Here is a 25,331-nt window from a genome sequence, read left to right as displayed (position 1 = left end):
ACGGCCGGCGCCCGGGGGGGACGCCGGCCGTTTCGTTTCCGCGCCAGAGGATCAGATCCAATAGGGCGGAAGGCCGTAATAGTCGTAGGTCCGCTTTTCCCAGTCGCGGTCGCTGCGCCAGGTATCCGCCGCCGGCGGAGCGCCTTCGAGATCCGCCTGCGTCAGGTCGGTGACATAGCCGTGCAGCCCGCTGTCATAGCGCAGGCGGCCGAACGGAATCGGGTGGGTATCAGACCCGATACCGAAGAAACCGCCGAACTGAAGGATGCCATAGACAACCTTGCCGGACGCCGCGTCGATCATGATATCCTCGATATGACCGAGTTCATCGCCAGCGGGGCTGAATACCTTGGTCCCCTGAATGGTCTTGCCGGAGATGAGCGACGAATCCACGGAAATGTCTGCCCCGGTGGGGGGGAGAGTAGCTTCGGTCTGCATGTTCGTCTCCTTCTCTTGTTCACGACGTCCCGGGCTTGAGCCGTCATGTGCAGGGAAAACCCGCGGAGGCGGCCGGGGTTCCGTCGGAATGGAGCCGGCGGCGGGAATGCGCTGAAACGGAGCCGGTCCGGCGCCATTTTGCCGGGATGGGGCGCGATGCGCGGCGCGGTTTCGGGCTTGCGCCGGCCGCGCCGTGCGGATCAGATCCGGGCATGCGCATCCTCGCCCTCCTGCTGAGCACCTTTGGCGTTCTGCTGACGCTCGCCACCTTTCCGGCCATCTACTGGCTGGTGGTCTTTGCCTGCGGCATGGGCACGGCGGGATGCCGGCAAAGCGGGACGGCGCTGTTTGCGGAGTTCATCCTGTCGCATGAGGCGTGGATGTTCTGGGTGCCTCTGGCGACCGGGCTGGCGCTGGTCTGTCTGGGATGGCGGATGCGGGTGGCGATCGCGCGTGGGTGCGGAGAACGGGAATAGGCAAGTCTGCGCGCGCGGATAGGGGTTGCAGGGGGCCAGCCCCCTCGCCCGTTCCGGGCTCACCCCCGGGATATTTATGGAAACACGAAGAACAGGAGGTCGTGTGGGGAGGATGCGCTTTGAACCCCCGCGGTCACTCGGTCCCGGTTGCCGCGCGTTCGGCTTGTGCCGCGGCGTCCCGGGCCTCGCGCTGCGCCCGCTCCAGTTGATCGGGCGAGATGGATGGCGCGCCGTCATAGCCGCCGGTCGCCCGCTCGCCGATGCGGAAATCGAGCATATGCGAGCCGATCGCCAGACAAAGGATGGCGAATGCCGCGAGAATGCACAGCGCGCGGCGCATCGGCTAGCCCATCAGCGGCTTGGTCCGGTCCACGGTGATGACGGCCCGGTTTCCGGAGAATTGCAGCCGGAACATGCGCAATAGCTCGGGCGCGACCCTGCCGAGATGGGTGAAGCTCGCCGACACCCCGAGACCGAGGAGCAGGTTCAGGAATTCCTCCTCGAATTCCGGGTGCTGGCCGACGAAGCGCACCTCTGCCTTGGAGATGCCGCTCATCTGCCGGGTGATGAAGACGATGGCCTTTTCATCCAGATGCTGAAAGCCGAGTTCTGGCAGGTCGGGCATGGGGTGGCTCTCCTGGGTTCGCGGGCGGCGGCGTGCAACCTACCCGACGGACGGGGGGGCGCCAGAGAGAGTTCGCTGGCGCGGCGTGATTTCGCCGATCGGGCGGGGCCGGTCCGTGGCGGTGGGCGCCACGTGCGGTTGGTGTTCGTTTTGCCGACCGGCTTTGCGGTGCATCCGGCGGGCGCGTCGAGGACGCATGGCAGGCGACAGGCCGGAGGGTCGGTCGCGGTGTGCGGCCTCGATATCCGAACGTCTATCATGGAACGGGCGGGGGATGCCACCGCCCCCTGTTCCCTTTCCGACGCATTGGCGGTTCCGTCTTTTGCATGCCGGCTTTCCGTTGACGCGGCGGCAATTGCCATTGCGGGCGCGCTGTGGCCTGCTGCGGAGCGTGAATGACATGATTCCGAAGATATGCGGCTTTGGCCCGGATCAGCCCGACGTCGCGGGGACGGGCTCCCCCGCGCGCGCCCGTCCGCAACCCTGCGCGGAGGCATGACCGTGCCGATCAAGGGCCTTCATGAGGCGTCGGCCCGGGGCGGGTTCCGGGCGATCGCGGAACGTGCGGGCGTCAGCGTCAGCACCGTCGACCGGGTGCTGAACGAACGCGGCAGCGTCTCGGCCGAGCGCAGGGACCGCGTGCTGGAGGCCGCGCGCCTGCTTGGCATCCGCAGGATCCTGCCCGAGGCCTGGCACCGGACGCGCCGGGTCGAGATCATCCTGCCGCGGAACAGGCCGGGGAATGCGACACCGTTCTGGGACCGGCTGGATCAGGCCGCGCAGCGCGAGGCGCGGCTGGCCCCCGCGCATGTCGCGTTCCACCGCACCCGCATTCCCGAAGGCGATGTCGAGGCATTGCGGCAGGCCATCCTGCATCCGCCGGTGCAGCGCGACGCGCTGATCCTCCCGCCCGATGCGTCGGACGCGATCCGGCAGGCGCTGCGTTCGGTCATCGACCGGGGGGAGCAGCTTCTGACCATCGTGACCGATATTCCCGGCCTGCCGCCGCATGCCTATGCCGGGATCGACAACCGCGCCGCCGGCCGGACCGCGGGATTCCTGATGTCGGGTTTCGTGCGGGGCGAGGGCAGGCTTCTGGTGCTGGCCCCGGGGGATCAGCGGCAGGATCACAAGGATCGGGTCCAGGGCTTTGCCGAAACGGTCGCCGCGCGGTTTCCGGTCGATGTGATCGTCACCGACGAAACCGCCGAGCGGACTCGGGCGCTGACGCTCGAGGCGCTGCGCCGGGGGCCGGTTTCCGGCATTTACCTGACCGGCCATACCCCCGAGGCGATCGCCGATATCGTCCGGGACCAACCCGTCAAACCGGTGTGGATCAGCCATGAACTCAGCCCCGCCCATGTGGGCCTACTGCGCGAGGGGGTGCTGGATTTCGTGCTGGATCAGGATCCGGACGCGCAGATCGCCTGGGCGGTCGGCATGGCCATCTCTGGCGGGGCAATCGATGGCGGGGAGGGGACGGAAAACGGCGCATCCGCGCCGCGCGGCCCCGAATTCCGGATCTACTGCCAGACGAATGTCTGAGCCCGCAAAAGGCAACCTCAAAATTTGACGCGAACACGTCAAATTGGAGGGGCGCGGCGACTTGTCTCACCCTCCGGACGGGCGATATGCGACGGCATCCCGCTTGCGCTCCTGCGGATCGGTTCCCGCGTCCGGCGGATGGTTCCATGCCATCCCGGCCGCGTTCCGGAAGCAGCCGCAAGGGGCGTCTGACGTCGGGCACCCGGGCTGCGAAGACCTGCCGGTTTTCCGCAAGACCCGCGGCACCTTCGTCGTGCGGACGAATATCCCGCAAAGGCGCCGGCTCCGCCGTCGCATAAGGAGTGGCATAGTATGAAACCTTGGGTTCGATGGGTGATCAGCGGTCTTGGGATCGTTGTTGCCCTTCTCGGGCTTGCGCTGGCACTGGGGGGCGTAAAGCTCATCTCGCTGGGCGGGTCCTGGTTCTATCTGTTGGCCGGGCTCGCGATGATCGCGACCGGCTGGTTCGTGTTCCGCCTGCGGGCGCCGGCGCTGTGGGTGGCGCTTGGCCTGCTGGTGGTGAGCGGGCTGTGGTCGTATTGGGAGGTCGGCACCGACTTCTGGCAGACCGTGCCGCGTGTCATCGTCTTCCTGTTCATCGCGCTCGGCGCGGCGATCGTCTCGCCGGTGCTGGTGGACAAATCGGGCAAGCCCGCGCTGCGCTGGCAGCCTGCGGCGGCGCTGTCCGTCGTTCTGGCGGTGGCGCTGGTCGCCCTTTTCGCCAACATGTTCCGTCCGCATCCGACCGTCATCGCCGACGCCGGCGCCAAGGCCGCGGTGATCAAGGCCGACGCCGGGCAGGACAGCGGCAACGACTGGCCCGCCTATGGCCGCAACACCGAGGGCAACCGTTTCGCCCAGTTCGACCAGATCAACCGTGACAACGTGAAGGATCTGCAGGTCGCCTGGACCTATCACACCGGCGATCTGGCGGTGGACGGCAAGGAATACCAGGTCACGCCGATCAAGATCGACGACACGATGTATCTGTGCACGCCGTCGAACATCGTGATCGCGCTTGACCCGACGACCGGCGCCGAGCGCTGGCGCTTCGACCCCGAGGTCAAGGACAACTTCGGCAACCAGAACTGGAAGCGCTGCCGGGGCGTCGCCTATATCGACCTCGACCAGACGCCGCCGCCTTCGTGGCGCGTGACGCCGGCTGCCGACCAGACCGGCACCGATGGCACCGCGCCCGTCACGCCCGTCGCGCCCGCGCCGGGGATCGCCGCCGCGATCTGCCACAAGCGGATCGTGACCACGACGGTCGATGCGCGGGTCTTCACGCTCGACGCGGAAACCGGCGCGCTCTGCCCCGATTTCGGGGACGGGGGCTATGTCGACCTGCTGAAGGGCCTCGGCCCGACGGCGGAGGGGTCCTACTACCTGACCTCGGCGCCGCTGGTGGCCGAAGGCATCGTGATGATCGGCGGCAAGCTGAACGACAACCTGACCGTGGGGGAAGCCTCGGGCGTGGTGCGCGGCTATGACGTGGCCTCGGGCGATCTCGTCTGGGCATGGGATCCGTCGCGCGGCGCCACCGACAGCAGCCCGCTGCCGGAGGGCGAGATCTACAAGCCCGAAACCCCGAACTTCTGGGGCACCGCGGCCTATGATCCCGAGCTTGGCCTTGCCTTCTTCCCGACCGGCAACCAGACGCCCGACTTCTGGACCGGCAACCGTCACCCCTATTCCGACGAATACAACGATGCGGTCGTGGCGGTGGATGTGAAGACCGGGCAGGAACGCTGGCACTTCCGCACGGCGAACATCGACCAGTTCGACTATGACGTCTCGTCGCAGCCGATCCTCTACGATCTGCCCAAGGCGGATGGCACCACGGTTCCGGTGCTGATCCAGCTGACCAAGCGCGGCCAGATCTTCGTGCTCGACCGCCGCACGGGCGAGCCGGTGGTTCCGGTCGTTCAGCAGCCCGTCGCCACCGATGCGATGCCGGGCATGAACGTCGCCCCGACGCAGCCGCATTCGGCGATCTCGGTCGGCACCACGCCGTTCAAGGAAAGCGACATGTGGGGCGCGACGATCTTCGATCAGCTCTACTGCCGCATCCAGTTCAAGGACATGCGGTGGGAAGGCGAGTTCACGCCGCTGTCGGACCAGAAGCGCACGCTGATCTATCCTGGCTACTACGGCGGCTTCAACTGGGGCGGCGGCGCGATCGACGCCTCGACCGGCACGCTGATCGTCAACGACATCCGGATGGCGCAATGGGGCCGCTTCATCAAGCAGGACGCGGCGGAGAAGATCGGGCTCGAAGCCACGACCGAGGGCGAATATTCGACCCAGACCGGCACGCCCTGGGGGGTTGAACGTTCCATGTTCATCTCGCCGCTCGGCGTTCCGTGCTTCAAGCCGCCCTTCGGCACGATGACCGCGATCGACCTGAACAGCGGCAAGACCAAGTGGCAGGTTCCGGTGGGCTCGATCCAGGATGCGCCGGTGCATGGCATCGTCCCGGGCGTGCGCATTCCGCTCGGCATGCCGACGATGGGCGGGCCGCTGGTGACCGGCGGTGGGCTGACCTTCTTCCACGGGTCGCTTGACTACTATGTCCGCGCCTTCGACAACGACTCGGGTGAGGAGTTGTGGCGCGGTCGTCTGCCGGTTGGCGGGCAGGGCGCCCCGATGAGCTACATCGGCAAGGACGGCAAGCAATACATCGTCGTCGTTGCGGGTGGGGCCACGCGGACCGGCACCAACGACAACCGCGGTGACGATGTCATCGCCTACACGCTGCCGGGGAACGTGGGCCAGTAAGGCGCGCGGATACCTGACACAGGACTCCCCCGGCAGTGATGCCGGGGGCGTTTTTATTTTGGCGGTGGCCGGTTTCTGTGCCGGAACCGTTGGCGCGTGTGGAGAGGGGGTAGGGGGCCAGCCCCCTCTTTGCGCTGACGCGCAAATTCACCCCCGGGATATTTATGGAAAAACGACGGCAGGAAGGCCGTTGCGGGAGAGAGCCGGGGCGCGCCGCGCCCCGGGTTCGGCGGCATCAGGCGGGGCTGCAGGATTTTTCCTTCAGCACCGTGCCGTCGCTGTCGATCTCGCGCAGGATCACGTCGTAGCTCCACAGATTGGCCAGATGCTGAAGCACGCGGCGGGCGTCCGCCTCGGTCAGCAGGATGCCGTTGACGACATGATGGTGCAGGATCAGCCGCCGATCGCCCGTCAGATCGACGTCGGCCACCTCGATATTCGGGTCGATCCAGCCCACGTCGTGGCTGCGCGCGAGCGCGCGGCGGATCCGGCGGTAGCCGCGTTCGTTCTGGATCGCGTCGATGCGGATCCCCTCGCTCACCCCCGGGTCGTCGTGGATCTGGAACATCCGCATCTGTCGCATCAGATGCGGGCTGAGGAACTGGCCGATGAAGCTTTCGTCGCGGTAATTGGCCCAGATGTCGCGCAGGACCGCCATCGCATCGCCGGTGCCGGCGATCTCGGGGAACCACTGGCGGTCCTCCTCCTCGGGCGTGGTCACGATCCGCTCGATGTCGCGCATCATCGCGAAGCCGAGCGCGTAGGGGTTGAAGCCGGAAAAGCGCGGATCGTCATAGGCCGGCTGGAAGATGACATTGGTGTGGGATTGCAGGAATTCCATGAAGTTCCCGTCGGAGATGCCGCCCCGTTCGTGCAGAATGTTCATGATCCGGTAATGGACATAGGTGGCGGTGCCCTCGTTCATCACCTTGGTCTGGCGCTGCGGATAGAAATACTGCGCGATCTGGCGCACCATGCGCAGGATCTCGCGCTGCCACGGCTCCAGCCGCGGGGCGGATTTTTCCAGGAAATACAGGATATTCTCCTGCGGCAGGCCAAGCAGCGCGCGCTTGCGTTCGGCGCTGATGCCGGAGGGCGCGGGGCTCGTGTCGCTTCCGGGCACGGTGCGCCACAGGTCGTTGAAGTTCTGCTCGTCATAGGCGCGGCGTTCGCGTTCGCGGCGTTCCTCGTCGCGCAGGTCGGGCTTCTTCTTGCCCGGATAACGGTGGACGCCCTGACCCATCAGCGCATGGGCGGCGTCGAGCGTGCGTTCCACCCGCGCCTGACCGTAGCGTTCCTCGCACCGCGCGACGTAGTTCCGCGCGAAGCTCAGATAGTCGAGGATGCCTTCGGCATTAGTCCACTGGCGGAACAGGTAGTTGTTCTTGAAGAAATGGTTGTGCCCCATGCAGGCATGCGCGATCACCAGCGCCTGCATCGTGGCGGTATTCTCCTCCATCAGGAAGGAGATGCAGGGCGAGCTGTTGATGACGATCTCATAGGCCAGTCCCTGAAGCCCGCGGCGATAGACCGCCTCGTGCTGGGTGAAATGCTTGCCGAAGGACCAGTGCTTGTAGAACAGCGGCATCCCCGTCGAGGAATAGGCGTCAAGCATCTGCTCGGCCGTGATGACCTCGATCTGGTTCGGATACAGATCCAGCCCCAGCTCCGACACGGCGATGTCGGCGCAGGCGTCATGGATGCGTTGCAGCGTCGCGAAGTCCCATTCGGCGCCTTCGTAAAGCGGCGCCATTCTTGCTGTCGTCATGAACCGGCCCTCTCCGCCTCGCGGCGCTGGAACAGGTCGCGGAAGACCGGGTAGATCTCGGCGCGCGCGCCGACCTTGCGGGTCGCCAGCGGCTGGCCCTCGGCGCGGAGCCGTTCGTAAAGCCGCCACAGCGTCGAATCCGGCCGGGCCGAGGGATCGCGCCCGGCCTCGCCGACCTCAAGATAGGCGAAATACTGGCAGACGGGCAGGATCTCGTCGCGCAGCAGCCGCGCCGCCACCTCGTTGTCCGAGGGGAAGTTGTCCCCGTCCGAGGCCTGCGCCGCGTAGATGTTCCAGTCCTGCGGCCGATACCGTTCCGCGATGATCCGGCGCATCGCCTCAAGCGCGCTCGACACCACCGTGCCGCCGGTCGCGGGGTTGTAGAAGAAGGTCTGCTCGTCCACCTCCTCTGCCCGGTCGGTATGGCGGATGAAGACGATCTCCACATGGTTGTAGCGGCGCGTCAGGAAGATGTAGAGCAGCATGTAGAACCGCTTCGCCAGATCCTTCATGTGCTCGGACATCGAGCCGGACACGTCCATCAGGCAGAACATCACCGCCTGCGCCATGGGCTTCGGCCGGTTCTCGAACCGGCGGTAGCGGATGTCGATCGGGTCGATATAGGGGATGCGGCGCATCTTGGCGGCAAGGGCCGCGATCTCGGCCTCGAGGAAGGCGCGGCGGCCCTCGTCCTCGCAGGCGGCGAGTTCTTCCTGCAGGGCCTCCATCTCATGCGGGGCGGGGCGGCCGAGCGCGATGCGCCGCGACATGGCGATCCGCATGGTGCGGGTCACCGCAAGGCTCGCGGGCGAGCCAGAGACGGAATAGCCGGCGCGCCGCACGCCCTCGGTCGCGACCTCCTTCAGCTTGCGCTTGGCGAGGTCCGGCAGTTCCAGATCGTCGAGGAAGATGTCCAGAAACTCCTCCCGGCTGAGCATGAAGCGGAAGGCGTCCTCGGTCGCCTCGCCGCCATCGCCGGCGCTGTTCGCGCCACCCCCCTCGCCGTCGCGGCGGGGAATGACGTCGCCTTCGGAAAAGGTCCGGTTGCCGGGCATCACCTCGTCGCGGATGCCGCCGGCGCCCGGCCGGAACTGCGGCTCGTCGATGCCGCCCGCGGGGATGCTGATCTCGCCGCCTTCGAGGATGTCGGGGATGTCGCGCCCGGCCGTGGCCTCGCGCACCGCGCGCTGCACATGGGCCTTCGCACGGCGCAGGAAGCGCTGGCGGTTTTCCAGGCTCTTGTTCCCCTGGTTGAGACGTCGGTCAATGATCTGCATCGGCTCTCCCTGCCTGCCTGCCTGTCAGCCCGCCTGCTTGACGCGCATGTACCATTCAACCAGCCGACGGACCTGACGTTCCGTGTAGCCGCGCGCCACCATGCGATCGACGAACTCCTCATGCTTCTTTTCGCTCTCGCCGTCCTTCTTGGACCCGAAGGATATCACCGGCAGCAGATCCTCGGCCTGGGCGAACATGCGCTTTTCGATCACGTCGCGGATCTTTTCGTAGCTGGTCCAGGACGGGTTGCGCCCGCCGTTGTTCGCCCGGGTGCGGAGCGAGAACTTGACGACCTCGTTGCGGAAGTCCTTCGGATTGGCGATGCCGGCCGGTTTTTCCACCTTGGTCAGCTCCTGGTTCAGCACCTCGCGGTCGAGCATCTGCCCGGTGTCGGGGTCCTTGAAATCCAGATCCTCGATCCAGGCATCGGCATGGGCGACATAGCGGTCGAAGATGTTCTGCCCGTAGTCGGCGTAGGATTCGAGATAGGCCTTCTGGATCTCATGGCCGATGAACTCGGCGTAGCGCGGTGCCAGCTCTCCTTTGATGAACTCAAGATAGCGCCGTTCGGTCTCATCCGGCAACTGTTCGCGGCGGATCATCTGTTCCAGCACATACATCAGATGCACCGGATCGGCCGCGATCTCGGTCGTGTCGTGATTGTAGGTCGCGGCCAGCACCTTGAAGGCGAAGCGGGTCGAGATGCCGTCCATCCCCTCGTCCACCCCGGCGGCGTCGCGGTATTCCTGCACGCTGCGGGCCTTGGGATCGGATTCCTTCAGCGCCTCGCCGTCATAGACCCGCATCTTGGCGAAGAGGGTCGAGTTCTCGTGCCGACGAAGCCGCGACAGCACCGCGAAACGCGCCAGCGTCTCGATCGTCGCGGGGGCGCAGGGGGCGGCGGCCAACTCCGAGCCGTGGATCAGCTTTTCGTAGATCTGGCCTTCTTCGGTCACCCGCAGGCAATAGGGCACCTTGATGACGGAAATCCGGTCGATGAAGGCCTCGTTGTTCTTGTCGCTGCGGAAGCTCTGCCATTCCGCCTCGTTCGAATGGGCGAGGATGATGCCCGAAAACGGGATCGCGCCGATGTTTTCCGTGCCGATGTAATTGCCTTCCTGCGTGGCGGTCAGCAGCGGATGCAGCATCTTGATCGGCGCCTTGAACATCTCGACGAATTCGAGAACGCCCTGATTGGCGCGGTTCAGCCCGCCCGAATAGCTGTAGGCGTCCGGATCGTTCTGCGAGAAGGTTTCCAGCTTGCGGATGTCGACCTTGCCGACCAGCGAGGAAATGTCCTGATTGTTCTCATCCCCCGGTTCGGTCTTTGCGATGGCGATCTGCCGCAGGCGCGAGGGTTGCAGCCGCACCACGCGAAAGCGCGAGATGTCGCCGTCGAATTCCTCCAGCCGCTTCAGGCACCAGGGGCTCATCAGCCCGGACAGGCGGCGGCGCGGGATGCCGTAGCGTTCCTCGATCATTGGGCCCATGGTTTCCGGCTCGAACAGGCCGAGCGGGCTTTCGAAGACCGGGCTGATCTCGTCGCCCGCCTTCAGCACGTAGATCGGATGCACCTCCATCAGCGCCTTCAGCCGTTCGGCAAGCGAGGATTTGCCGCCGCCGACCGGGCCGAGCAGATACAGGATCTGCTTGCGCTCCTCGAGCCCCTGCGCCGCATGGCGCAGGAAGGAAACGATCCGCTCGATCGTCTCTTCCATGCCGTAGAACCCTTCGAAGGCCGGATAGATGCGTATCGTCCTGTTCAGGAAGATCCGGCCGAGCCGCGGGTCGCGCGCGGTATCGACGAATTGCGGCTCGCCGATCGCGTCCAGCAGCCGTTCGGCCGCATTGGCATATCGCATCGGATCGTTCCGGCACGATTCGAGATATTCCGACAGTGTCATTTCCGTCTCGCGACGGGCCTCGAAAGAGCGGGTGAATGCACTGAAAACCGGGTCGTTATGCATGCTATCCTCTTCGACGGTGGGGTCAAATGTCCAGATGCGATCCGATGCCGGAGCTGATCGACAGGATCAGCGCGGTTCCGGACCCGTGTCATTTCAGCTTTGCCTGAACACCTGATTAAATAGGTGCAGGATGACGATGGGGTAGGCGGTTTGCACAGTGAATTTACCGAATTGCCCATAATTTGATCGATTGAGGGGCGGCAGAGACCTGTCCAAGGTGTTCCACGAAGTCCGGATGCACGCGCAGCGTGCATGTGCCGAACACCTGCCGTGGACAGGGAATCCGGACGAACAGGGGTGAATCGCCCCTGATGCGCCATGGGGATTTCCCCTGCCCGGGACAAGAGGACGCCGGATCCGCCGCGCCCGTTCCGGCGTCCGGGCTTGATGGGGCGACCACGCGACGGCGGCTTTCCGACCCGCGGCCAGAACGGATCAGGGCGATGAACACAGACCGGGGACGGCGGCGAAAGAGCCCGCCGCCCCGCCCCCCGGGTATATCCCGTCACATTGGCCCGACCACGCGGATCGGTGGGTCAGCCCGACAGACCGCGAAACCGCCCCGGCCTCCGCGCGCCCCGCGGCCCTGCCGTGACGCCCTCTGGCCTTCGTTTTTCCATAAATATCCCGGGGGTGAATTTGCCGTTAGGCAAAGAGGGGGCAGCGCCCCCTTTCCCCCGCGGCGGATCGCGCGCGGTTCCCTGTGCCTGCCGCCACGGCAAAGCTGTCAACGAACCCACACCCGCGCACCCGCCGCCATGAGGCGGCGGGCGGTGTCCGGGGTCAGGCGCTCGCGCGATCCAGCGCCGCGATATCCTCGGCCGTCAGCTTCAGGCTGGCCGCTCTGGCGAAACTCTCGACCTGCGCCACGCTGGTGGCCGAGGCGATCGGCGCCGTCACGCCTTCGCGCGCGATCAGCCAGGCCAGCGCCACCTCGGCTTGCTTGACCGAATGCGCACCGGAAACCTGATCCAGCGCCTTCAGGATCGCCTCCCCGCGCGGGGTCAGGTATTTCGCGATTCCGCCGCCGCGCTTGGATTTCCCCAGATCGTCGCGGGAGCGGTATTTGCCGCTCAGGAAGCCCGAGGCGAGGCTGTAATAGGTCACGACGCCCAGCCCCTCTTTCAGGCACAGATCGCGCAGGGCGCCATCATAGCTGTCCCGGTCATACAGGTTGTATTGCGGCTGGAGCACCTGATAGGCGGGCAGGTCCGCATCCTTCGCGACCTTCAGCGCCTCGGCCAGATGCTCCGCATCCAGATTAGACGCGCCCACCGCGCGGATCTTGCCCGCCCTCAGCAGCTTGTCATAGGCGCCGAGCGTTTCGGCATAGGGCGTTTCCGGGTCCGGCCAGTGCGAGAAATACAGGTCGATCGTCTCGATCCCAAGGCGCGAGAGCGACCCTTCGACGGCTTGCAGGATCCATTTTTCCGACAGCCCCTTCTGCCCCGGCTGGCCCAGATCCGACCCGACCTTGGTGAAGATCGTAACCTTGTCGCGCATCCCCGGACGGGCCTTGAGCCAGTTGCCGATGATGGTTTCGGACTCGCCGCCCTTGTTGCCGGACACCCAGGCCGAATAGACATCGGCCGTGTCGATCGCATCGAAGCCCTGATCCACAAAGGCGTCGAGGACGGCGAAGCTCGTCTTTTCGTCGATCGTCCAGCCAAAGACATTGCCGCCGAAGACCACCGGGGCGATGTTCAGCCCGGTCTTTCCAAGTGCTCGTTTTTCCATTGGTTCGTCCTTTCGTTGTTGTCAGGCGATCAGGCCGCCGCCGTCCACATAGACGGTGGAGCCGGTGATATAGGGGTTGGCGATGAAGGCCATGATCTGCACCGCGATATGTTCCGGCGTGCCGACAAGACCGGCAGGCAGCCGGGCGGCGCCATTTTCGTACATCGTCCTGCGGGCGGCTTCGTCAAGGCTGTCATACATCTCGGTCTGCACCAGCCCCGGCGAGACGCAGTTGACCCGCACCGGCGCGAATTCCAGCGCGAGGCCGCGGGTCAGCCCCTCGACGGCGGCGTTGATCGCGCTCTGGATCGCGGCGCCCTTCCTTGGCCGCTGCGACAGAAAGCCGGAGACCAGCGTCAGCGATCCGCCCTCGGCGATCTTCGCCGCGCGGGCGATGCGGTAGGCGCCCCAGAATTTGGAATTCATCGAGCCATAGGCATCTGCAAGCGGCAATTCCCGCACCGCCGCCACCTTGGTCTTGGAGGCCGAGACGACCACATGGTCGAAGGCCGGGCGGGCGGCGAAGAAGGCCTCGACCCCGGCCTCGTCGGTGGTGTCGAGGACATGCCCCTCCGCCCCCGCGCCAAGCCGGGCCAGCGCCGCGTCGATCCTGTCCTGCGAGCGGGAGGCGATGGTGACCGCCGCCCCGTCCGCCAGCGCCGCCCGTGCCGCGCCGAAGCCGATGCCGGAGCTGCCCCCCACGACGAGGACGCGCCTGTCTTTCAGGGTCATGGTTTCGATCTCCTTTTGTCAGGGGAAGTAACATGCCGGCCCACCCCGGGTTCCAGCCGCAGGCAGTCGAGAATCGCGGCCAGCGACACCGCCGCGACGATCAGGAAGGCGATGCGGAAGGGCAGGACCGGATCGCCGCCCTCCGTCGCCACCGTTCCGATCCGCCAGGCGATGGCGCCAAGCGCGATGCCCAGCCCCATCGCCAGCTGGAAGGCGGTGGAAAACAGCGTGTTCGCGCTGGACATGCCCGCGGGCGGGATGTCGGCGAAGGCGATGGTGTTGAGCGCGGTGAACTGCATCGACCGGGCCATGCCGCCGATGAACAGCACCCCGCAGATCAGCCAGAGCGGCAGCCCCGGCCCGAACGCCGCGATGGCGGCGATGGCCAGCGCGTTGATCAGCCCGTTGACCACCAGCACCCGGCGGAAGCCGAAGCGGCGCAGCACCGGCGTCGTCATCGGCTTCATCACCAGATTGCCGGCAAACACCGCCATGAGCAGCGCGCCCGCGTGAAAGGCGCTGAAACCGAAGCCGATCTGGAACATCAGCGGCAACAGGAAGGGCACCGCGCTGACCCCCATGCGGAACAAGGATCCGCCCCAGATCGTCACCGCGAAACTCGGCACCGCGAGCGCGTCCAGCCGGATCATCGGCGCCGCCGCCCGCCGCAGGTGCCGCACGCCGACGGCCAGCAGCGCGATGCCGATCAGGACCGACAGGCTCGTCACGCTCCAGACCACATCGGGGCGGGCAAGGGCCTCGGTCGCATAGAGCAGCAGCACCAGCGCGCCGCCGGTCAGCAAGAAACCCGGCCAGTCGAAACCATCCGCCGCGCGCCCCGAGCCGCGCGGCACCAGCCCGCAGGCCAGCGCAAAGGCGATCAGCCCCAGCGGCAGGTTCAGCCAGAAGATCCAGCGCCAGTCCGCGTGATCGGCGATCAGCCCGCCAAGCGGCGGCCCCAGAACCGGCGCCACCAGCGCGGGCCATGTCAGCGTGGCGATGACGGCGATCAGCCGGTCCTTCGGGGTGACGCGCAACACCACCAGCCGCCCGACCGGCACCATCAGCGCGCCGCCGATGCCCTGCAGAATGCGCGCGGCCACGAATTGCGGCAGGCTCTGCGACATCGCGCACAGGATCGACGCCAGCGTGAACAGCGCGATGGCCCCGGCAAAGACCCACCGCGCGCCGAACCTTTCCGCCATCCAGCCGCTGACCGGGATGAAAACCCCCAGCGTCAGCATATAGGCCGAAACCCCGGTGTTCAGATCGACCGGCGCGACGGCGAAGCTCTGCGCCATATGAGGCAGCACCGGGGCGATCACCGTGGCATCAAGGTTTTCCATGAAGAAGGTCCCCGCGACCAGCAGGGCAAGCGCGGTCTGCCGCCCGGTCGCCGGGGCAAGTGCCGCGCCTGTCAAGGGATGACCCTGCGGGCGCGGAATTCATCAAAGAGCCGCATGAACATCGCCTCGGATTCCACCACGGGGGCAAAGCCCGCCTGCCGGATTTTCGTGGTCGAGGAAATCACGTCCCAGTCGCAGCGGAAGATGAAATCGCCGAAACCCCATGAGGCGACCTTGTCGAACGGCACCGGGATCAGCCCGTGTTTTTCGACGATCCTGTCCCAGACCGGCCCCTTGTCGGCCATCATCTCGGTCAGCGAGATGGTCATGGGTGGCGCCAGCTCCATGCCCAGATGGCGGGCAATCTTTTCCCATAGCCGGTTCCAGCGGAAGAGGTCGCCGTTCGTCAGGTTGTAGGCCTCGCCCCCCGTCGCATGATCCGCCGCCCATTCCGATCCCGCGGCAAGCTGCGCCGCATCCGTCACCTGCGCGAGCCGGCCGTAGCAATCCGCCGTGCCCGGAAAGCGCAAGGGCATCCCGAGTTCCTTCGAGATCGCCGCATAGACCGCGATCACCATCGACAGGTTCATCGGATTGCCGACGGCAAAGCCGCAGACCACATCGGGGCGCAGCACGACCACGTCCCAAGGCCGGCCCGCCGCCCGGTCGCGCAGCCAGTCTTCCTGATCGTAGTAGAACATCGGCGGCATGACGCGGGGCGCATCCTCGCGCGCCGGGGTCGGGAAGGCGCCCAGATGCGCGCCGTAATATTTCGCGCCCTCATACAAGACCACCCGGCGCAGGGCGGGGGAGGCGGCCTCGGCCCCCTCGACCAGATTGCGCAGCATGGCGAGATTGGCCGAAACCTGCACGGCCGGGTCCGCATGTTCCTGATAGGCGGCGTAAAAGACATGGGTGACGTCGGAAACATCCGCCAGCCCCGCCCGCACCGCACCCGCATCCATCAGGTCGAGTGACAGGAACCGCGCGGGCGTGTCGAAATCCGGGCTGCGGCGCGAAATCGCCGTCACCTTCCAGTTGGGCTGCGCGGCCAGATGCTCGACCAGATTGCGGCCGATGACGCCAAGCCCGCCGGCCACCAGCGCATGTTTCCGTCCTGTCATCTTCAATCCCTCCTGAACCGGCGTTTCCCGCCCCGGATCGCGGCCAGCATGGACATTATCATGCCGCCTGTGACACATAATTAGATCACTGGATAAGGGACTATTCGGACAGGCCGAATTATGGATCAGTTCAACCTGCTGCGGCTGTTCGTGGCGATCGCCGATCACGGCAGCCTTGCCGCCGCCGGGCGGGCCCTGTCGCTGTCGCCCGCGACGGTGACGGTCGGCCTTCAGCGGCTGGAAGAGCGGGTGGCCGCCCCGTTGGTGACGCGCACCACCCGGCGGCTGTCCCTGACGCCCGAGGGGGAACGCTTCCTTGCCGATTGCCGCCGCATCCTTGCCGATGTGGACGAGGCGATGGAGGCCGCCGCCGACCGCGGCCGCCTGCGCGGCGAGATCCGCGTGACCGGGACGAACGATTTCGGCCGCAACCGGCTGGTGCCGGTCATCGACCGCTTCATGCGCGCCAATCCGGAAATCAGCGTCGCCCTGATGCTGAGCGATTCGGTGCTCGACCTGACCGAGGAGGGCTTCGACGTGGCGGTGCGCGTCGGCCCCTTTGTCGGGTCGCGCCCGGGCCAGAGGCTGTTGCTGTGCGGCACCCGCAAGATCTGCGCGGCGCCCGCCTATTGGGACCGGGCCGGGCGGCCCGCGCATCCGCGCGATCTGGCGCAGCACAACTGCATGGTGCTGGCGCGGCCCGACGCGCCGCAGACGACATGGCATTTCCGCGAGGGCGACCGCGAATTCGGCGTGCGCATCCGCGGCGACAGGACGGCGAACGACGGCGGCGCGCTGCGGAACTGGGCGATCGCGGGGGCGGGGGTGGTGCTGAAATCCAGCATCGACATCGAGGAGGATCTGGCCGCCGGGCGGCTGGAATCCGTGCTGGACGATTTCACCCTGCCCGACATCAACCTCTATGCCGTCTATCCGGCCAGCCGCCGCCTGTCGCGTCGGGTCGCGGTGTTCATCGACTATCTGGCGGAAAATCTCTGAGGCCGCCCATTCCGTCCGAATGGTGCTAACGTGATAGGCGCGGCCGGGGCGGGGCCGCTTGCGACGGGGGATCAGGATGGCGCAGGCCGGGGTGACAGAGGCGGAACAGCAGCCGGTGATCGAGTTCCTTGCCGATCCCGCCACCCATGGCGGCGCGGCGGTCGAGCGGGTCGAAACGCATATCTCGCGGATCTTTCTGGCCGGAGACCGGGCGTGGAAGATGAAGCGGGCGCTGCGGACGAATTACCTCGACTTCACCACGCTGGCGAACCGCGAACAAAGCTGCCGGCGCGAGATGGAGGTGAATGCCGCGGCGGGCGATATCTATCTGGGGGTCGTTCCGGTCGTCCGGCGGGAGGGGGCGCTGCACCTGGGCGGGGCAGGGGAGCCGGTCGAATGGCTGGTCGAAATGCGCCGCTTCGACCGCGAGCGGGAGCTTGCGCGGCTGTGCGACCGGGGCGGGCTGACCCGCGACATCGCCGAGCGTCTGGCCGATGAGATCGCGCAGATGCACCGCGCCGCGCCCGTCACGCCGGGGTTCGGCGACGACGCGGATCTGGACGGGAGGATCGAGCAGATCGCCGGGGCGTTGCGGCAGGCCGCGGGGGGCATGGCCTTCGCGGAGGGGATCGAGGGCTGGTGCACCGCCGCCCATCGCGCGCGGATCGTGCACCGCGGTCTGGTGGCGCGCCGCCATCGCGCCGGGCGGATCCGGCGCTGTCACGGTGATCTGCATCTTGGCAATGTGGTGATGATCGGGGACCGGCCGGTGCCTTTCGACGCGATCGAGTTCAACGAGGCGATCGCCTCGATCGACGTGCTGTATGATCTGGCGCTGACGCTCTCGGACCTGCTGATGCGCGGGCATCCCGATCTGGCGAATGTGGTGCTCAACCGGTATCTGGGCGCGACGCGGGATTATGGCGGGCTGCCGCTGATGCCGCTGTTCCTGTCGATGCGCGGCGCGGTGCGGGCGATGACGGCGGCTTCGCGCGGGGCCGAGGCCGAGGCCGCGCATGATTTCGCCTTCGCGCAGGATGCGCTGCGCGGGGCGGGCCCGCCGCGGCTGATCGCCGTCGGTGGCCTGTCCGGCAGCGGCAAGTCGAGCGTCGCGCGCGGCCTTGCGCCGCAGATGGGGGCGTTGACGGGGGCGGTGGTCCTGCGCTCCGACGTGGTGCGCAAGCGGCTGGCCGGCGTGGCGCCCGAGACGCATCTGCCCGCGAAGGCCTATTCCGCCCGCGTCAGCCGCCGGGTTCTGGTCCGGATGGCCCGGGACGCCCGGGTGGCGTTGCGCGCGGGCTGGCCGGTGATCCTCGATGCGACGTTCCTCGACCCGCAGTGGTGGGCCTGTGCGGAAAATCTGGCGACGCGCGAGCGGGTGCCTTTCGACGGGATCTGGCTCGACCTGCCGGTCGCGGCGGCGATCGACCGGGTCGACCATCGCGGCGCGGATGCCTCGGACGCGACGGCCGAGGTGGTCCGGAGCCAGTCCGCGCAGGCGCAATGTCCCCCCGGCTGGCAATCCATAACCGCGGCGGCCCCGCTCCCCCGCGTGCTCGATCAACTGCGGGAGCGGCTGCCCCGGCTGTTTGACCAGAGGTGCTGAGCAGGCATTTCCCGCGATCGCCTCTGTCCGTGAGGTCATTGCGGGGCGGAGGTTCACCCGTTTGAGGGACGTGCGTTTGCCGACCGACCAGAGGCCGGGGAACGGCTCGGCCAGCCGAGACCTTTTCCGCAGGGCCACGGGCCTTCCGAAGACGCAGAGCCCGATACACCCCAGAACCTCGGCCGGGGCCAGACATCGAGGACATCCTGACGAAGACTTGAGATATCTGTCAGACGACCTGATCTCACCCGATCCCCCCGCCGCTGACCTCATGCAGTTGTCGGCACGCGATCACGACCGGATTCACGGGGAACCTCGCGGTCCCGCAGCAGGATTTGCATATCTGCGCCGGAGTATTTTCTACAGGCGGGGAGGCGCGCCGGCTTCCTTCCAGTGTCCCGCGCGAAAGTCCGAGAGGAATATGCAAATTGTCATTTCCCGTATCGCGTCGGCTCTTGACACGCGCCCGCGGCTGCGCCAAAAGCACCGCCACGGCGAGGGGCTGTAGCTCAGTTGGGAGAGCGCATCGTTCGCAATGATGAGGTCAGGGGTTCGATCCCCCTCAGCTCCACCAAGCCGTTTAGTGTCAGCGAAGCATAACAGTGCAAATCGGAAGCATAAGATTGCCGAACTGCTGTCAATATGTTTCTTGGCGCACAGAACTCCCGCAAAGTAGATCTTTCCCGCCGAAAGTGCGTGCGGCAGTCATGCGGCTCGGCAGGGTGCGTCTGACATGTTCGGCCCTATCCAGACCTTCGCCAGGTTCGGGCTCGCTGCGGTGCGGCCCACTCGAACCGGTCATCCGTGGCATCGTGCAGCATTTTCCGAGGCGCTACGGTCTGAAGTGAGGACGGAACGGACTTACACTGAGATGTACGTGAAGGTCTGTTTTAGTTACGGTGTCACCGACGTCTTTTAGTTCGCAGCGGTCGGTTGGAGTCTCCATCGTGTCCCCAGACAAAATTGGTCATATCGATGCCCTCGGTGGCAGGTATGTCTATCGTTTGGAATCGGTCTGGGAAATCTTCGAACAATATTTTCTGGAGGATCGACCGTATCGCATTTTTGCACAGATCGACCGAATCGAAGACCACGCTCACATCCCTCAGCTGCAGATAGGGCAGTCGTGGTGCGGCCTTTGGTTCCTCACCGATGTCGAAGATGCCATCGCCTTTCAATCGAATGAACCGACAGCGAACGCTCTTGGGGCGTCGCCTCTCGACAGCGTTGTCCTCGCACTAAAGGGTCGGGCAGGTGTACTCGACCGCCCCATGCGGCTCATGACGCGGATCAGCTTGGCAGGGTTTGAAGGACGAACCTTCCGGCCCGATCTCCCACTCATTCACGAATATCCATCGTCGATGTTCGACCTCCGCCCCGCCAACATTGGCGAAGCCAAGTCGCGTGAAGGCAGGCTAACTGCGATCGTCACGATGCCCAGCAAACACATTGAGGTCTTTTATGATGGGCGATGGTATCCGAAACGTCTTGCGATCGGGCGAATGATTAGATGCAAAATCCTGTGCGAAAAGTCAGCCAGGGGGATCCTGTTCATGAAGTGAGGGATCGAACCGGTCACGCGGCGCAGCAGCATGGGCGTATGAGCCGCCAAGCCTTAGCGCTACGCGCTCGGCCCTTAACCGCCGGTCGACTACCGTCGAGCGCTACAGGGCGGCCTCCCCAGAGCGGTCAGTCATGCTTGCCGCAGCAATTCTAACCGGGCAATGTCTCTGATGCGGGATGAAACATCAGTCCGTTTTACGGAAGTTTCTACGTTGAAAGGTTATTGAAATGAGCCAGAATGTCGTGCCACCTACCCGCGAGGGCTCTCCAACTGCACATGAGGTCTACCTGTCTGTGGGTATTGCTCTTTCATGGTGGGAGGCATCCGAGGACATACTTGAAATGCTTTTTACGCAGCTTTGCGGAGCGAAGGAACCGGTGGCAGCCGAGACTTTTCGGGTTGCCCCGCGGCAATCACGGGCAATGATGATAAAGTCCGCACTAAGGCACCATGCCTCTCGTGCGACGCCAGAGGAAACCTCTATAGTGACCGACGCAATGAAGAAGATAGACAAACTCGCTCCAACAAGGAACGAGATTGCTCACGGGCACGTCTCCGAGATCAACGAGACCATTGACGGTCTCATTGTGAAGAGAGGCAATTTTCTTTCTTCCACGCTGGATCCGTTAGGTCATATTGCATCGCGTGAAGCCAACAAGAGATACGCGCATACGGCTGCAGAAATCGATGAATGGCGGGATAAGGTTCGCCACGAACGCGGAAGGATCATGGATGTATGGATGGCTATTATGATGCGAGATCAAGCTGCACGAAATCAAGCATGATCTTGATTAGGATCAAGCCATGCGCTGGACCTGGTCGTCTCCTTCTGTCTCGAAGCGTCGAGCTACTGGCCGGAACGCACCTCTGCCCCCTTCCAGCCTCGGCCCATGGACGAAGCCGCTCCGCGGCATTGGCGCCCTTGGTGAGGGTTCAGCGATGATATGAGCCGCGTGCATTTGGCTGCGTGCATTTCTGTCTGACGATTGGGGACTTTCCCCTTCATCAGACAGGAGGTTTCTATGACGGAGGAACGAACCACCCCGCTGCGCCAGCGGATGATCGAAGACATGCGCATCCGTGGCATGGGCGAGAAGGCCCAGCAAGCGCACATCCGTGCCATCAAGGATTTCGCGGCCTTTCTCGGGCCTTCGCCTGATGCGGCCACGCGCGAGGAACTGCGGGCCTATCAGTTGCACATGACCGACACCGGGGTCACGCCGTCGACGTTCAATGTGCGGATCGTGGCGCTCAGGTTCTTCTTCGGCATGACCTGCGGGCGCGAGGATATGAAGCGGTTCATGCAGTTCAGGACCGAGCCGCGCAAACTGCCGGTGGTGTTCAGCGTCGAGGAAGTCTCCGACATTCTGATGGCGGCGCCCGGGCCGGGGCTGAAGTATCGCGCCGCGCTGAGCATTTCCTACGGCGCGGGACTGCGCGCCGCCGAGGTCTGCAACCTGAAGATCGGCGATATCGACAGCGACCGGATGCTGATCCATGTCGAACAGGGAAAGCCCATCAAGTATGACAAGCGTCGCTACAAACGCCGTAACAGGATCGAGATCATGTTCGGCCGCCTGAAGGATTGGCGAAGGGTTGCCTCCCGCTACGACCGGTCACCGAAAGTCTTTCTGTCAGCTATCGCCCTCGCCGCTACCGTCATGTTCTGCCTAGTCGCTTCTCGACGCGCCGAGGTGAACCTCGTGGGTGAGATGCTGAAGTCGCAGTTGCGGGTTGTGCCGATGCAGTACGTTGAACCCAAGGCCAAGCATCAGATGCTAATCGAAGAAAAAAGGCTCCTCGACGATTCAGAGCCTTGCATAGATCTCTTGAACTTATGCGATCGGTCAGGCTCTATGAGGTGTGCACGGAGGTTGCTCGCGGTCATCAGGCTCTCCCGAAGAAGACTTTGACATCAATGCCGCAGAATGCCGGAAGGGGGACCGTGGGTGCCTAGAGTTTTTGACAATATTGAAAGTGGGCTGTTGCCCGCCCTGCGTGACACACTGAGGGTATCCAATCGAAGTGATTTCTGCGTCGGATATTTTAATCTGCGCGGATGGAAGGCCATAGATGATCTGATTGCACTTTGGCCTGGTGGCGAAGGCTCTTGTTGTCGACTTCTCGTCGGCATGCAGCGTTTGCCTGAAGATGAGCTACGCTCTGCTTTGGGGGTCGGGAACGAAGAACCGGCACTAGATAATCAAACCGCTATTCGTCTGAAGCGCAAACTTGCGGAGGAGTTCCGTGCGCAACTAACGCTCGGAATGCCAAGCAACGAGGATGAAGCAGGGCTGCGGCGCCTGGCCGAACAGCTACGATCTGGAAAAGTGGTCGTAAGGCTTTTTCTTCGGCATACCCTTCATGCCAAGCTCTACTTGATGTTTCGTTCTGATCCGAACAATCCGATTACTGGGTTCTTGGGAAGCAGCAACTTGACGCTATCCGGGCTTTCAAAGCAAGGCGAGCTTAATGTTGATGTTCTAGATCATGACGCAACAAAGAAGCTGACTAACTGGTTCGACGATCGTTGGGAAGACCGGTGGTGTATTGATATCACTTCCGACCTGATTGAAGTCATCGAAGAGAGTTGGGCTAGAGACGATCTAGTTGATCCGTACTTGATTTATGTAAAAATGGCATATCACCTAGCCCAAGAGGCGCGTTCAGGGCTAAGTGAGTTTCGGATACCGAGGGAGTTTGGCAAGAAGCTTTTTCCGTATCAAGAAGCCGCTGTGAAAATATCTGCGCATCATCTTCAGAAAAGAGGTGGTGTTCTGATCGGGGATGTCGTTGGTCTTGGAAAGACACTTATGGCCACAGCGGTGGCGAAAATTTTTCAGGATGATCACTCCACTGAAACTCTCATCATCTGCCCAAAGAACTTGGTGAAGATGTGGGAGGGTTATGTTGAAGAATATCGCTTAATCGCAAAGGTCTTATCGGTAACACGTGCAGTTCGTGAGCTTCCTAATTTGCGACGGTTCCGGTTGGTCCTAATTGACGAAAGCCACAACCTCAGAAACCGAGAGGGGCAACGCTATAAGGCGATTCGGGAGTATCTTGCCGAAAACGAGAGCCGCTGCATTCTCCTGTCGGCTACACCATACAACAAGGCCTACATCGACCTTTCTAGCCAACTTCGACTCTTTGTGCCGGAGGATCATGACCTAGGAATCCGCCCCGAACGGTTGCTATCCGGCATAGGCGAGACCGAGTTCATCCGTCGACATCAATGTTCGGTTCGATCACTGGCGGCTTTCGAGAAGAGCGAGTTCCCAGACGACTGGCGTGAACTCATGCGCCTGTATATGGTTCGCAGAACCCGCACCTTCATTCAAGAAAACTACGCCTCCACAGACCCGGAGAATGGTCGGCGATATCTGACTTTTGAGGATGGGGCGCGCTCCTATTTTCCGGAACGGCGTCCACGCACGGTCAAGTTTAAGATCAGTGATGAGGACGCGACAGATCAGTATGCTGGTTTATATGCATCCTCGGTTGTGGATGCGATAAATGAGATGCATTTGCCGAGATATGGCCTTGGGAATTATGTCGCTCCTGCTCCGGATAGCCCTCCCACAACGCCGGAGGCTCGTCAGCTGGATGATCTGTCTCGCGCGGGGAAGCGTCTCATGGGTTTCTGTCGTACGAACCTGTTTAAGCGCCTTGAAAGTAGTGGTGAAGCATTTCAACAGTCTTTGGAGCGGCATGTCCTTAGGAATTATGTTTTCCTACACGCTATCGAAAATGACCTCCCCCTGCCGCTCGGGACGCAGGATGCGGGCCTTTTGGACACCGCAAATTATGATGAAGACATCGATGACCAGAGCGCCGATGCTGAGATAGTGGCTGAGGGCGAAGATGACCTCTTCCAGGCAGCACAGGCCCTTAATCTGAGGGATATCCCGTCGTTTCAGCGAAGGGCTGCTAATGCGTATGAACTGTACTCTGGGCGCTTCAAGAAGCGCTTTAAGTGGCTGCGCCCAGGCCTCTTCGTTTCAGATTTGCGATCGCATCTCCTCGAGGATAGCGCGACGTTGATGAAAATACTTAATGACTGCGGTCCCTGGAAAGCGTCGCAAGACAGAAAGTTGGAAGCCCTGCTATCCCTTCTGAAAACGACGCACCCGACAGAAAAAGTCATGATCTTCTCCCAGTTCGCAGACACTGTGCGTTATCTTGAGCGCCAGATGAAAAAGAAGGGGTTTGAGGCAGTTGCTGGCGTAACGGGAGAAACTGAGGACCCAACAAGCTACGCTTGGCGCTTTAGCCCTGTTTCGAACGGTAAGCGGGCTCAAGTGAAGGAGCAGGACGAGCTGCGGATCTTGATCGCCACTGATGTTCTGAGCGAAGGGCAAAACCTTCAGGACTGTTCCATCTTGGTGAACTTTGACCTTCCTTGGGCCATTATTCGTCTCATCCAGCGTGCTGGCCGAGTTGACCGAATTGGCCAGAAGGCGGCTGAAATCCGCTGCTATTCGTTCCTTCCCGCGGATGGCGTAGAGCGGCTTATCAATCTTCGTGCACGGGTCTCTCAACGGCTTCGTGAAAATGCTGAAGTTGTCGGAACAGATGAGAGTTTCTTTGAGGACGAAGGGGACTCAGGGGCGTTGATTGATCTCTACAGCGAGAAGTCGGGCATCCTAGACGGAGACGCAGACACTGAGGTTGATCTTGCTTCTTATGCCTATCAGATATGGCGGAACGCGACCGAGAGTAATCCTGTGCTGGCGAGACTTGTTCCGTCTTTGCCGGACGTGATTTATGCGACCAAGGCTTATGCTCCATCGCCAAATCGGCCCGGTGGCGCTTTGGTCTACATGCGAACAGCACAAGGCAACGATGCACTGACGTGGGTGGACCACGTTGGGGATGCGGTTACCCAGTCGCAGTTTGAAATTCTGCGGGCTGCGGCTTGTGAGCCTGGCACGATGGCACTTCCGCGGCAGGATCATCACCATGCTATCGTGGGCAAGGCTGTCTCACACATCGCTGCTGAAGAGAAGAAGGTCGGAGGTCAGCTGGGGCGGCCGACAGGAGCACGATTCCGTACGTATGAGCGTCTCAAGGACTATGCCGCAAAGGTAAAAGGAGAGCTCTTTGATACGCCGGAACTTTCTAGGGCGGTCGAAGAGATCTATAGGTTCCCGTTGCGCCAGGCGGCAACAGACACACTGAACCGGCAGCTCAAACTAGGGATTTCTGACGAAAAACTGGCCGATCTTGTGCTGGCGCTGCGAGAGGAAGACCGGCTTTGCATAGTACAAGATGAGCAGCAGCAGGACGAGCCGCAGATCATCTGTTCGCTCGGCTTAGCTAGTGGGACGAATTGAGGGTGCACGATC

The 25,331-nt window shown here is 63.6% G+C and carries 19 protein-coding genes and 1 tRNA gene; 10 read left to right on the top strand and 10 right to left on the bottom strand.

Annotated elements, in window-relative coordinates; all coding sequences use genetic code 11:
- Nucleotides 1–51: 51 nt before the first annotated feature.
- Nucleotides 52–438 carry a PRC-barrel domain-containing protein gene (locus D2T30_RS07840; protein WP_128181313.1) on the bottom strand — a complete coding sequence of 129 codons (387 nt, stop codon included), beginning with the start codon at nt 436–438 and terminating at the stop codon, nt 52–54.
- Between the two features lie 212 nt (nt 439–650).
- On the opposite strand from D2T30_RS07840, the gene D2T30_RS07835 reads away from it, so the two are divergent.
- Nucleotides 651–914, top strand: a complete 264-nt coding sequence (locus D2T30_RS07835) for a hypothetical protein (RefSeq protein WP_128208421.1) — start codon at nt 651–653, stop codon at nt 912–914.
- A 133-nt stretch (nt 915–1,047) separates the two neighbouring features.
- Here D2T30_RS07835 and D2T30_RS07830 read toward each other — a convergent pair whose 3' ends face one another.
- On the bottom strand, nt 1,048–1,254 hold the full coding sequence (locus D2T30_RS07830; protein WP_128208420.1) for a hypothetical protein: 207 nt from the start codon (nt 1,252–1,254) through the stop codon (nt 1,048–1,050).
- Nucleotides 1,255–1,257: 3 nt separating this feature from the next.
- The gene (locus tag D2T30_RS07825) at nt 1,258–1,539 is read right to left on the bottom strand and encodes a hypothetical protein (RefSeq protein ID WP_128181307.1); all 282 of its coding nucleotides are present in this window, start codon (nt 1,537–1,539) and stop codon (nt 1,258–1,260) included.
- Nucleotides 1,540–2,034: 495 nt separating this feature from the next.
- Here D2T30_RS07825 and D2T30_RS07820 point away from each other — a divergent pair, with 495 nt between their 5' ends.
- Both D2T30_RS07820 and D2T30_RS07815 read left to right on the top strand, forming a co-directional pair.
- Nucleotides 2,035–3,084 carry a LacI family DNA-binding transcriptional regulator gene (locus D2T30_RS07820; protein WP_164884249.1) on the top strand — a complete coding sequence of 350 codons (1,050 nt, stop codon included), beginning with the start codon at nt 2,035–2,037 and terminating at the stop codon, nt 3,082–3,084.
- Between the two features lie 312 nt (nt 3,085–3,396).
- The gene (locus tag D2T30_RS07815) at nt 3,397–5,862 is read left to right on the top strand and encodes a membrane-bound PQQ-dependent dehydrogenase, glucose/quinate/shikimate family (protein ID WP_128208418.1); all 2,466 of its coding nucleotides are present in this window, start codon (nt 3,397–3,399) and stop codon (nt 5,860–5,862) included.
- Nucleotides 5,863–6,097: 235 nt separating this feature from the next.
- On the opposite strand, the gene D2T30_RS07810 is transcribed toward D2T30_RS07815, so the two are convergent.
- The 7 genes from D2T30_RS07810 to D2T30_RS07780 form a co-directional block, all read right to left on the bottom strand.
- Nucleotides 6,098–7,630 carry a SpoVR family protein gene (locus tag D2T30_RS07810; protein ID WP_206612887.1) on the bottom strand — a complete coding sequence of 511 codons (1,533 nt, stop codon included), beginning with the start codon at nt 7,628–7,630 and terminating at the stop codon, nt 6,098–6,100.
- The gene (locus D2T30_RS07805; protein WP_128208417.1) at nt 7,627–8,907 is read right to left on the bottom strand and encodes a YeaH/YhbH family protein; all 1,281 of its coding nucleotides are present in this window, start codon (nt 8,905–8,907) and stop codon (nt 7,627–7,629) included. Before D2T30_RS07805 ends, D2T30_RS07810 begins: the two co-directional genes overlap by 4 nt.
- Nucleotides 8,908–8,931: 24 nt before the next feature.
- The gene (locus D2T30_RS07800; RefSeq protein WP_128181299.1) at nt 8,932–10,875 is read right to left on the bottom strand and encodes a PrkA family serine protein kinase; all 1,944 of its coding nucleotides are present in this window, start codon (nt 10,873–10,875) and stop codon (nt 8,932–8,934) included.
- Between the two features lie 783 nt (nt 10,876–11,658).
- The gene (locus D2T30_RS07795; RefSeq protein WP_128208416.1) at nt 11,659–12,612 is read right to left on the bottom strand and encodes an aldo/keto reductase; all 954 of its coding nucleotides are present in this window, start codon (nt 12,610–12,612) and stop codon (nt 11,659–11,661) included.
- Between the two features lie 21 nt (nt 12,613–12,633).
- Complete coding sequence (locus tag D2T30_RS07790; protein WP_128208415.1) at nt 12,634–13,344, bottom strand: SDR family oxidoreductase; 711 nt, start codon at nt 13,342–13,344, stop codon at nt 12,634–12,636.
- Nucleotides 13,341–14,765, bottom strand: a complete 1,425-nt coding sequence (locus D2T30_RS07785; RefSeq protein ID WP_206612886.1) for an MFS transporter — start codon at nt 14,763–14,765, stop codon at nt 13,341–13,343. Before D2T30_RS07785 ends, D2T30_RS07790 begins: the two co-directional genes overlap by 4 nt.
- The gene (locus tag D2T30_RS07780) at nt 14,762–15,814 is read right to left on the bottom strand and encodes an SDR family oxidoreductase (protein ID WP_128208414.1); all 1,053 of its coding nucleotides are present in this window, start codon (nt 15,812–15,814) and stop codon (nt 14,762–14,764) included. Before D2T30_RS07780 ends, D2T30_RS07785 begins: the two co-directional genes overlap by 4 nt.
- A 120-nt stretch (nt 15,815–15,934) precedes the next feature.
- Between D2T30_RS07780 and D2T30_RS07775 the strand changes: the two genes are divergently transcribed.
- From D2T30_RS07775 to D2T30_RS07745, 7 genes are all read left to right on the top strand, one after another.
- Nucleotides 15,935–16,813 carry a LysR family transcriptional regulator gene (locus D2T30_RS07775; RefSeq protein ID WP_128208413.1) on the top strand — a complete coding sequence of 293 codons (879 nt, stop codon included), beginning with the start codon at nt 15,935–15,937 and terminating at the stop codon, nt 16,811–16,813.
- Between the two features lie 76 nt (nt 16,814–16,889).
- Complete coding sequence (locus D2T30_RS07770) at nt 16,890–18,419, top strand: bifunctional aminoglycoside phosphotransferase/ATP-binding protein (protein ID WP_128208412.1); 1,530 nt, start codon at nt 16,890–16,892, stop codon at nt 18,417–18,419.
- Between the two features lie 498 nt (nt 18,420–18,917).
- Nucleotides 18,918–18,993 (top strand) — tRNA-Ala (locus tag D2T30_RS07765).
- A gap of 373 nt (nt 18,994–19,366) precedes the next feature.
- Nucleotides 19,367–19,981 carry a hypothetical protein gene (locus tag D2T30_RS07760; protein WP_128208411.1) on the top strand — a complete coding sequence of 205 codons (615 nt, stop codon included), beginning with the start codon at nt 19,367–19,369 and terminating at the stop codon, nt 19,979–19,981.
- Between the two features lie 229 nt (nt 19,982–20,210).
- Nucleotides 20,211–20,768: a hypothetical protein gene (locus D2T30_RS07755; RefSeq protein ID WP_128208410.1), complete on the top strand. Its 558-nt coding sequence runs from the start codon at nt 20,211–20,213 to the stop codon at nt 20,766–20,768.
- Between the two features lie 237 nt (nt 20,769–21,005).
- The gene (locus tag D2T30_RS07750; protein WP_380729908.1) at nt 21,006–21,896 is read left to right on the top strand and encodes a tyrosine-type recombinase/integrase; all 891 of its coding nucleotides are present in this window, start codon (nt 21,006–21,008) and stop codon (nt 21,894–21,896) included.
- 36 nt (nt 21,897–21,932) lie between these two features.
- Nucleotides 21,933–25,319: a helicase-related protein gene (locus D2T30_RS07745; protein ID WP_128208409.1), complete on the top strand. Its 3,387-nt coding sequence runs from the start codon at nt 21,933–21,935 to the stop codon at nt 25,317–25,319.
- Nucleotides 25,320–25,331: the final 12 nt, after the last annotated feature.

Origin of the sequence: Paenirhodobacter populi (assembly GCF_004022215.1) — a bacterium.
In the GTDB taxonomy this organism is placed as follows: Bacteria; Pseudomonadota; Alphaproteobacteria; order Rhodobacterales; family Rhodobacteraceae; genus Rhodobacter; species Rhodobacter populi.
Note: the sequence above shows the minus strand (reverse complement) of the source record. Positions and strands in the feature narration are given on the sequence as shown.

Excerpts from the sequence above, each read along its gene's own strand:
- D2T30_RS07775 (WP_128208413.1), top strand. The coding sequence starts at position 15,935 with ATGGATCAGTTCAACCTGCTGCGGCTGTTCGTGGCGATCGCCGATCAC.
- D2T30_RS07805 (WP_128208417.1), bottom strand. The coding sequence starts at position 8,907 with ATGCAGATCATTGACCGACGTCTCAACCAGGGGAACAAGAGCCTGGAA.
- D2T30_RS07815 (WP_128208418.1), top strand. The coding sequence starts at position 3,397 with ATGAAACCTTGGGTTCGATGGGTGATCAGCGGTCTTGGGATCGTTGTT.
- D2T30_RS07755 (WP_128208410.1), top strand. The coding sequence starts at position 20,211 with ATGAGCCAGAATGTCGTGCCACCTACCCGCGAGGGCTCTCCAACTGCA.
- D2T30_RS07790 (WP_128208415.1), bottom strand. The coding sequence starts at position 13,344 with ATGACCCTGAAAGACAGGCGCGTCCTCGTCGTGGGGGGCAGCTCCGGC.
- D2T30_RS07800 (WP_128181299.1), bottom strand. The coding sequence starts at position 10,875 with ATGCATAACGACCCGGTTTTCAGTGCATTCACCCGCTCTTTCGAGGCC.
- D2T30_RS07840 (WP_128181313.1), bottom strand. The coding sequence starts at position 438 with ATGCAGACCGAAGCTACTCTCCCCCCCACCGGGGCAGACATTTCCGTG.
- D2T30_RS07750 (WP_380729908.1), top strand. The coding sequence starts at position 21,006 with ATGACGGAGGAACGAACCACCCCGCTGCGCCAGCGGATGATCGAAGAC.
- D2T30_RS07835 (WP_128208421.1), top strand. The coding sequence starts at position 651 with ATGCGCATCCTCGCCCTCCTGCTGAGCACCTTTGGCGTTCTGCTGACG.
- D2T30_RS07830 (WP_128208420.1), bottom strand. The coding sequence starts at position 1,254 with ATGCGCCGCGCGCTGTGCATTCTCGCGGCATTCGCCATCCTTTGTCTG.
- D2T30_RS07825 (WP_128181307.1), bottom strand. The coding sequence starts at position 1,539 with ATGCCCGACCTGCCAGAACTCGGCTTTCAGCATCTGGATGAAAAGGCC.
- D2T30_RS07770 (WP_128208412.1), top strand. The coding sequence starts at position 16,890 with ATGGCGCAGGCCGGGGTGACAGAGGCGGAACAGCAGCCGGTGATCGAG.
- D2T30_RS07795 (WP_128208416.1), bottom strand. The coding sequence starts at position 12,612 with ATGGAAAAACGAGCACTTGGAAAGACCGGGCTGAACATCGCCCCGGTG.
- D2T30_RS07810 (WP_206612887.1), bottom strand. The coding sequence starts at position 7,630 with ATGACGACAGCAAGAATGGCGCCGCTTTACGAAGGCGCCGAATGGGAC.
- D2T30_RS07780 (WP_128208414.1), bottom strand. The coding sequence starts at position 15,814 with ATGACAGGACGGAAACATGCGCTGGTGGCCGGCGGGCTTGGCGTCATC.
- D2T30_RS07820 (WP_164884249.1), top strand. The coding sequence starts at position 2,035 with ATGACCGTGCCGATCAAGGGCCTTCATGAGGCGTCGGCCCGGGGCGGG.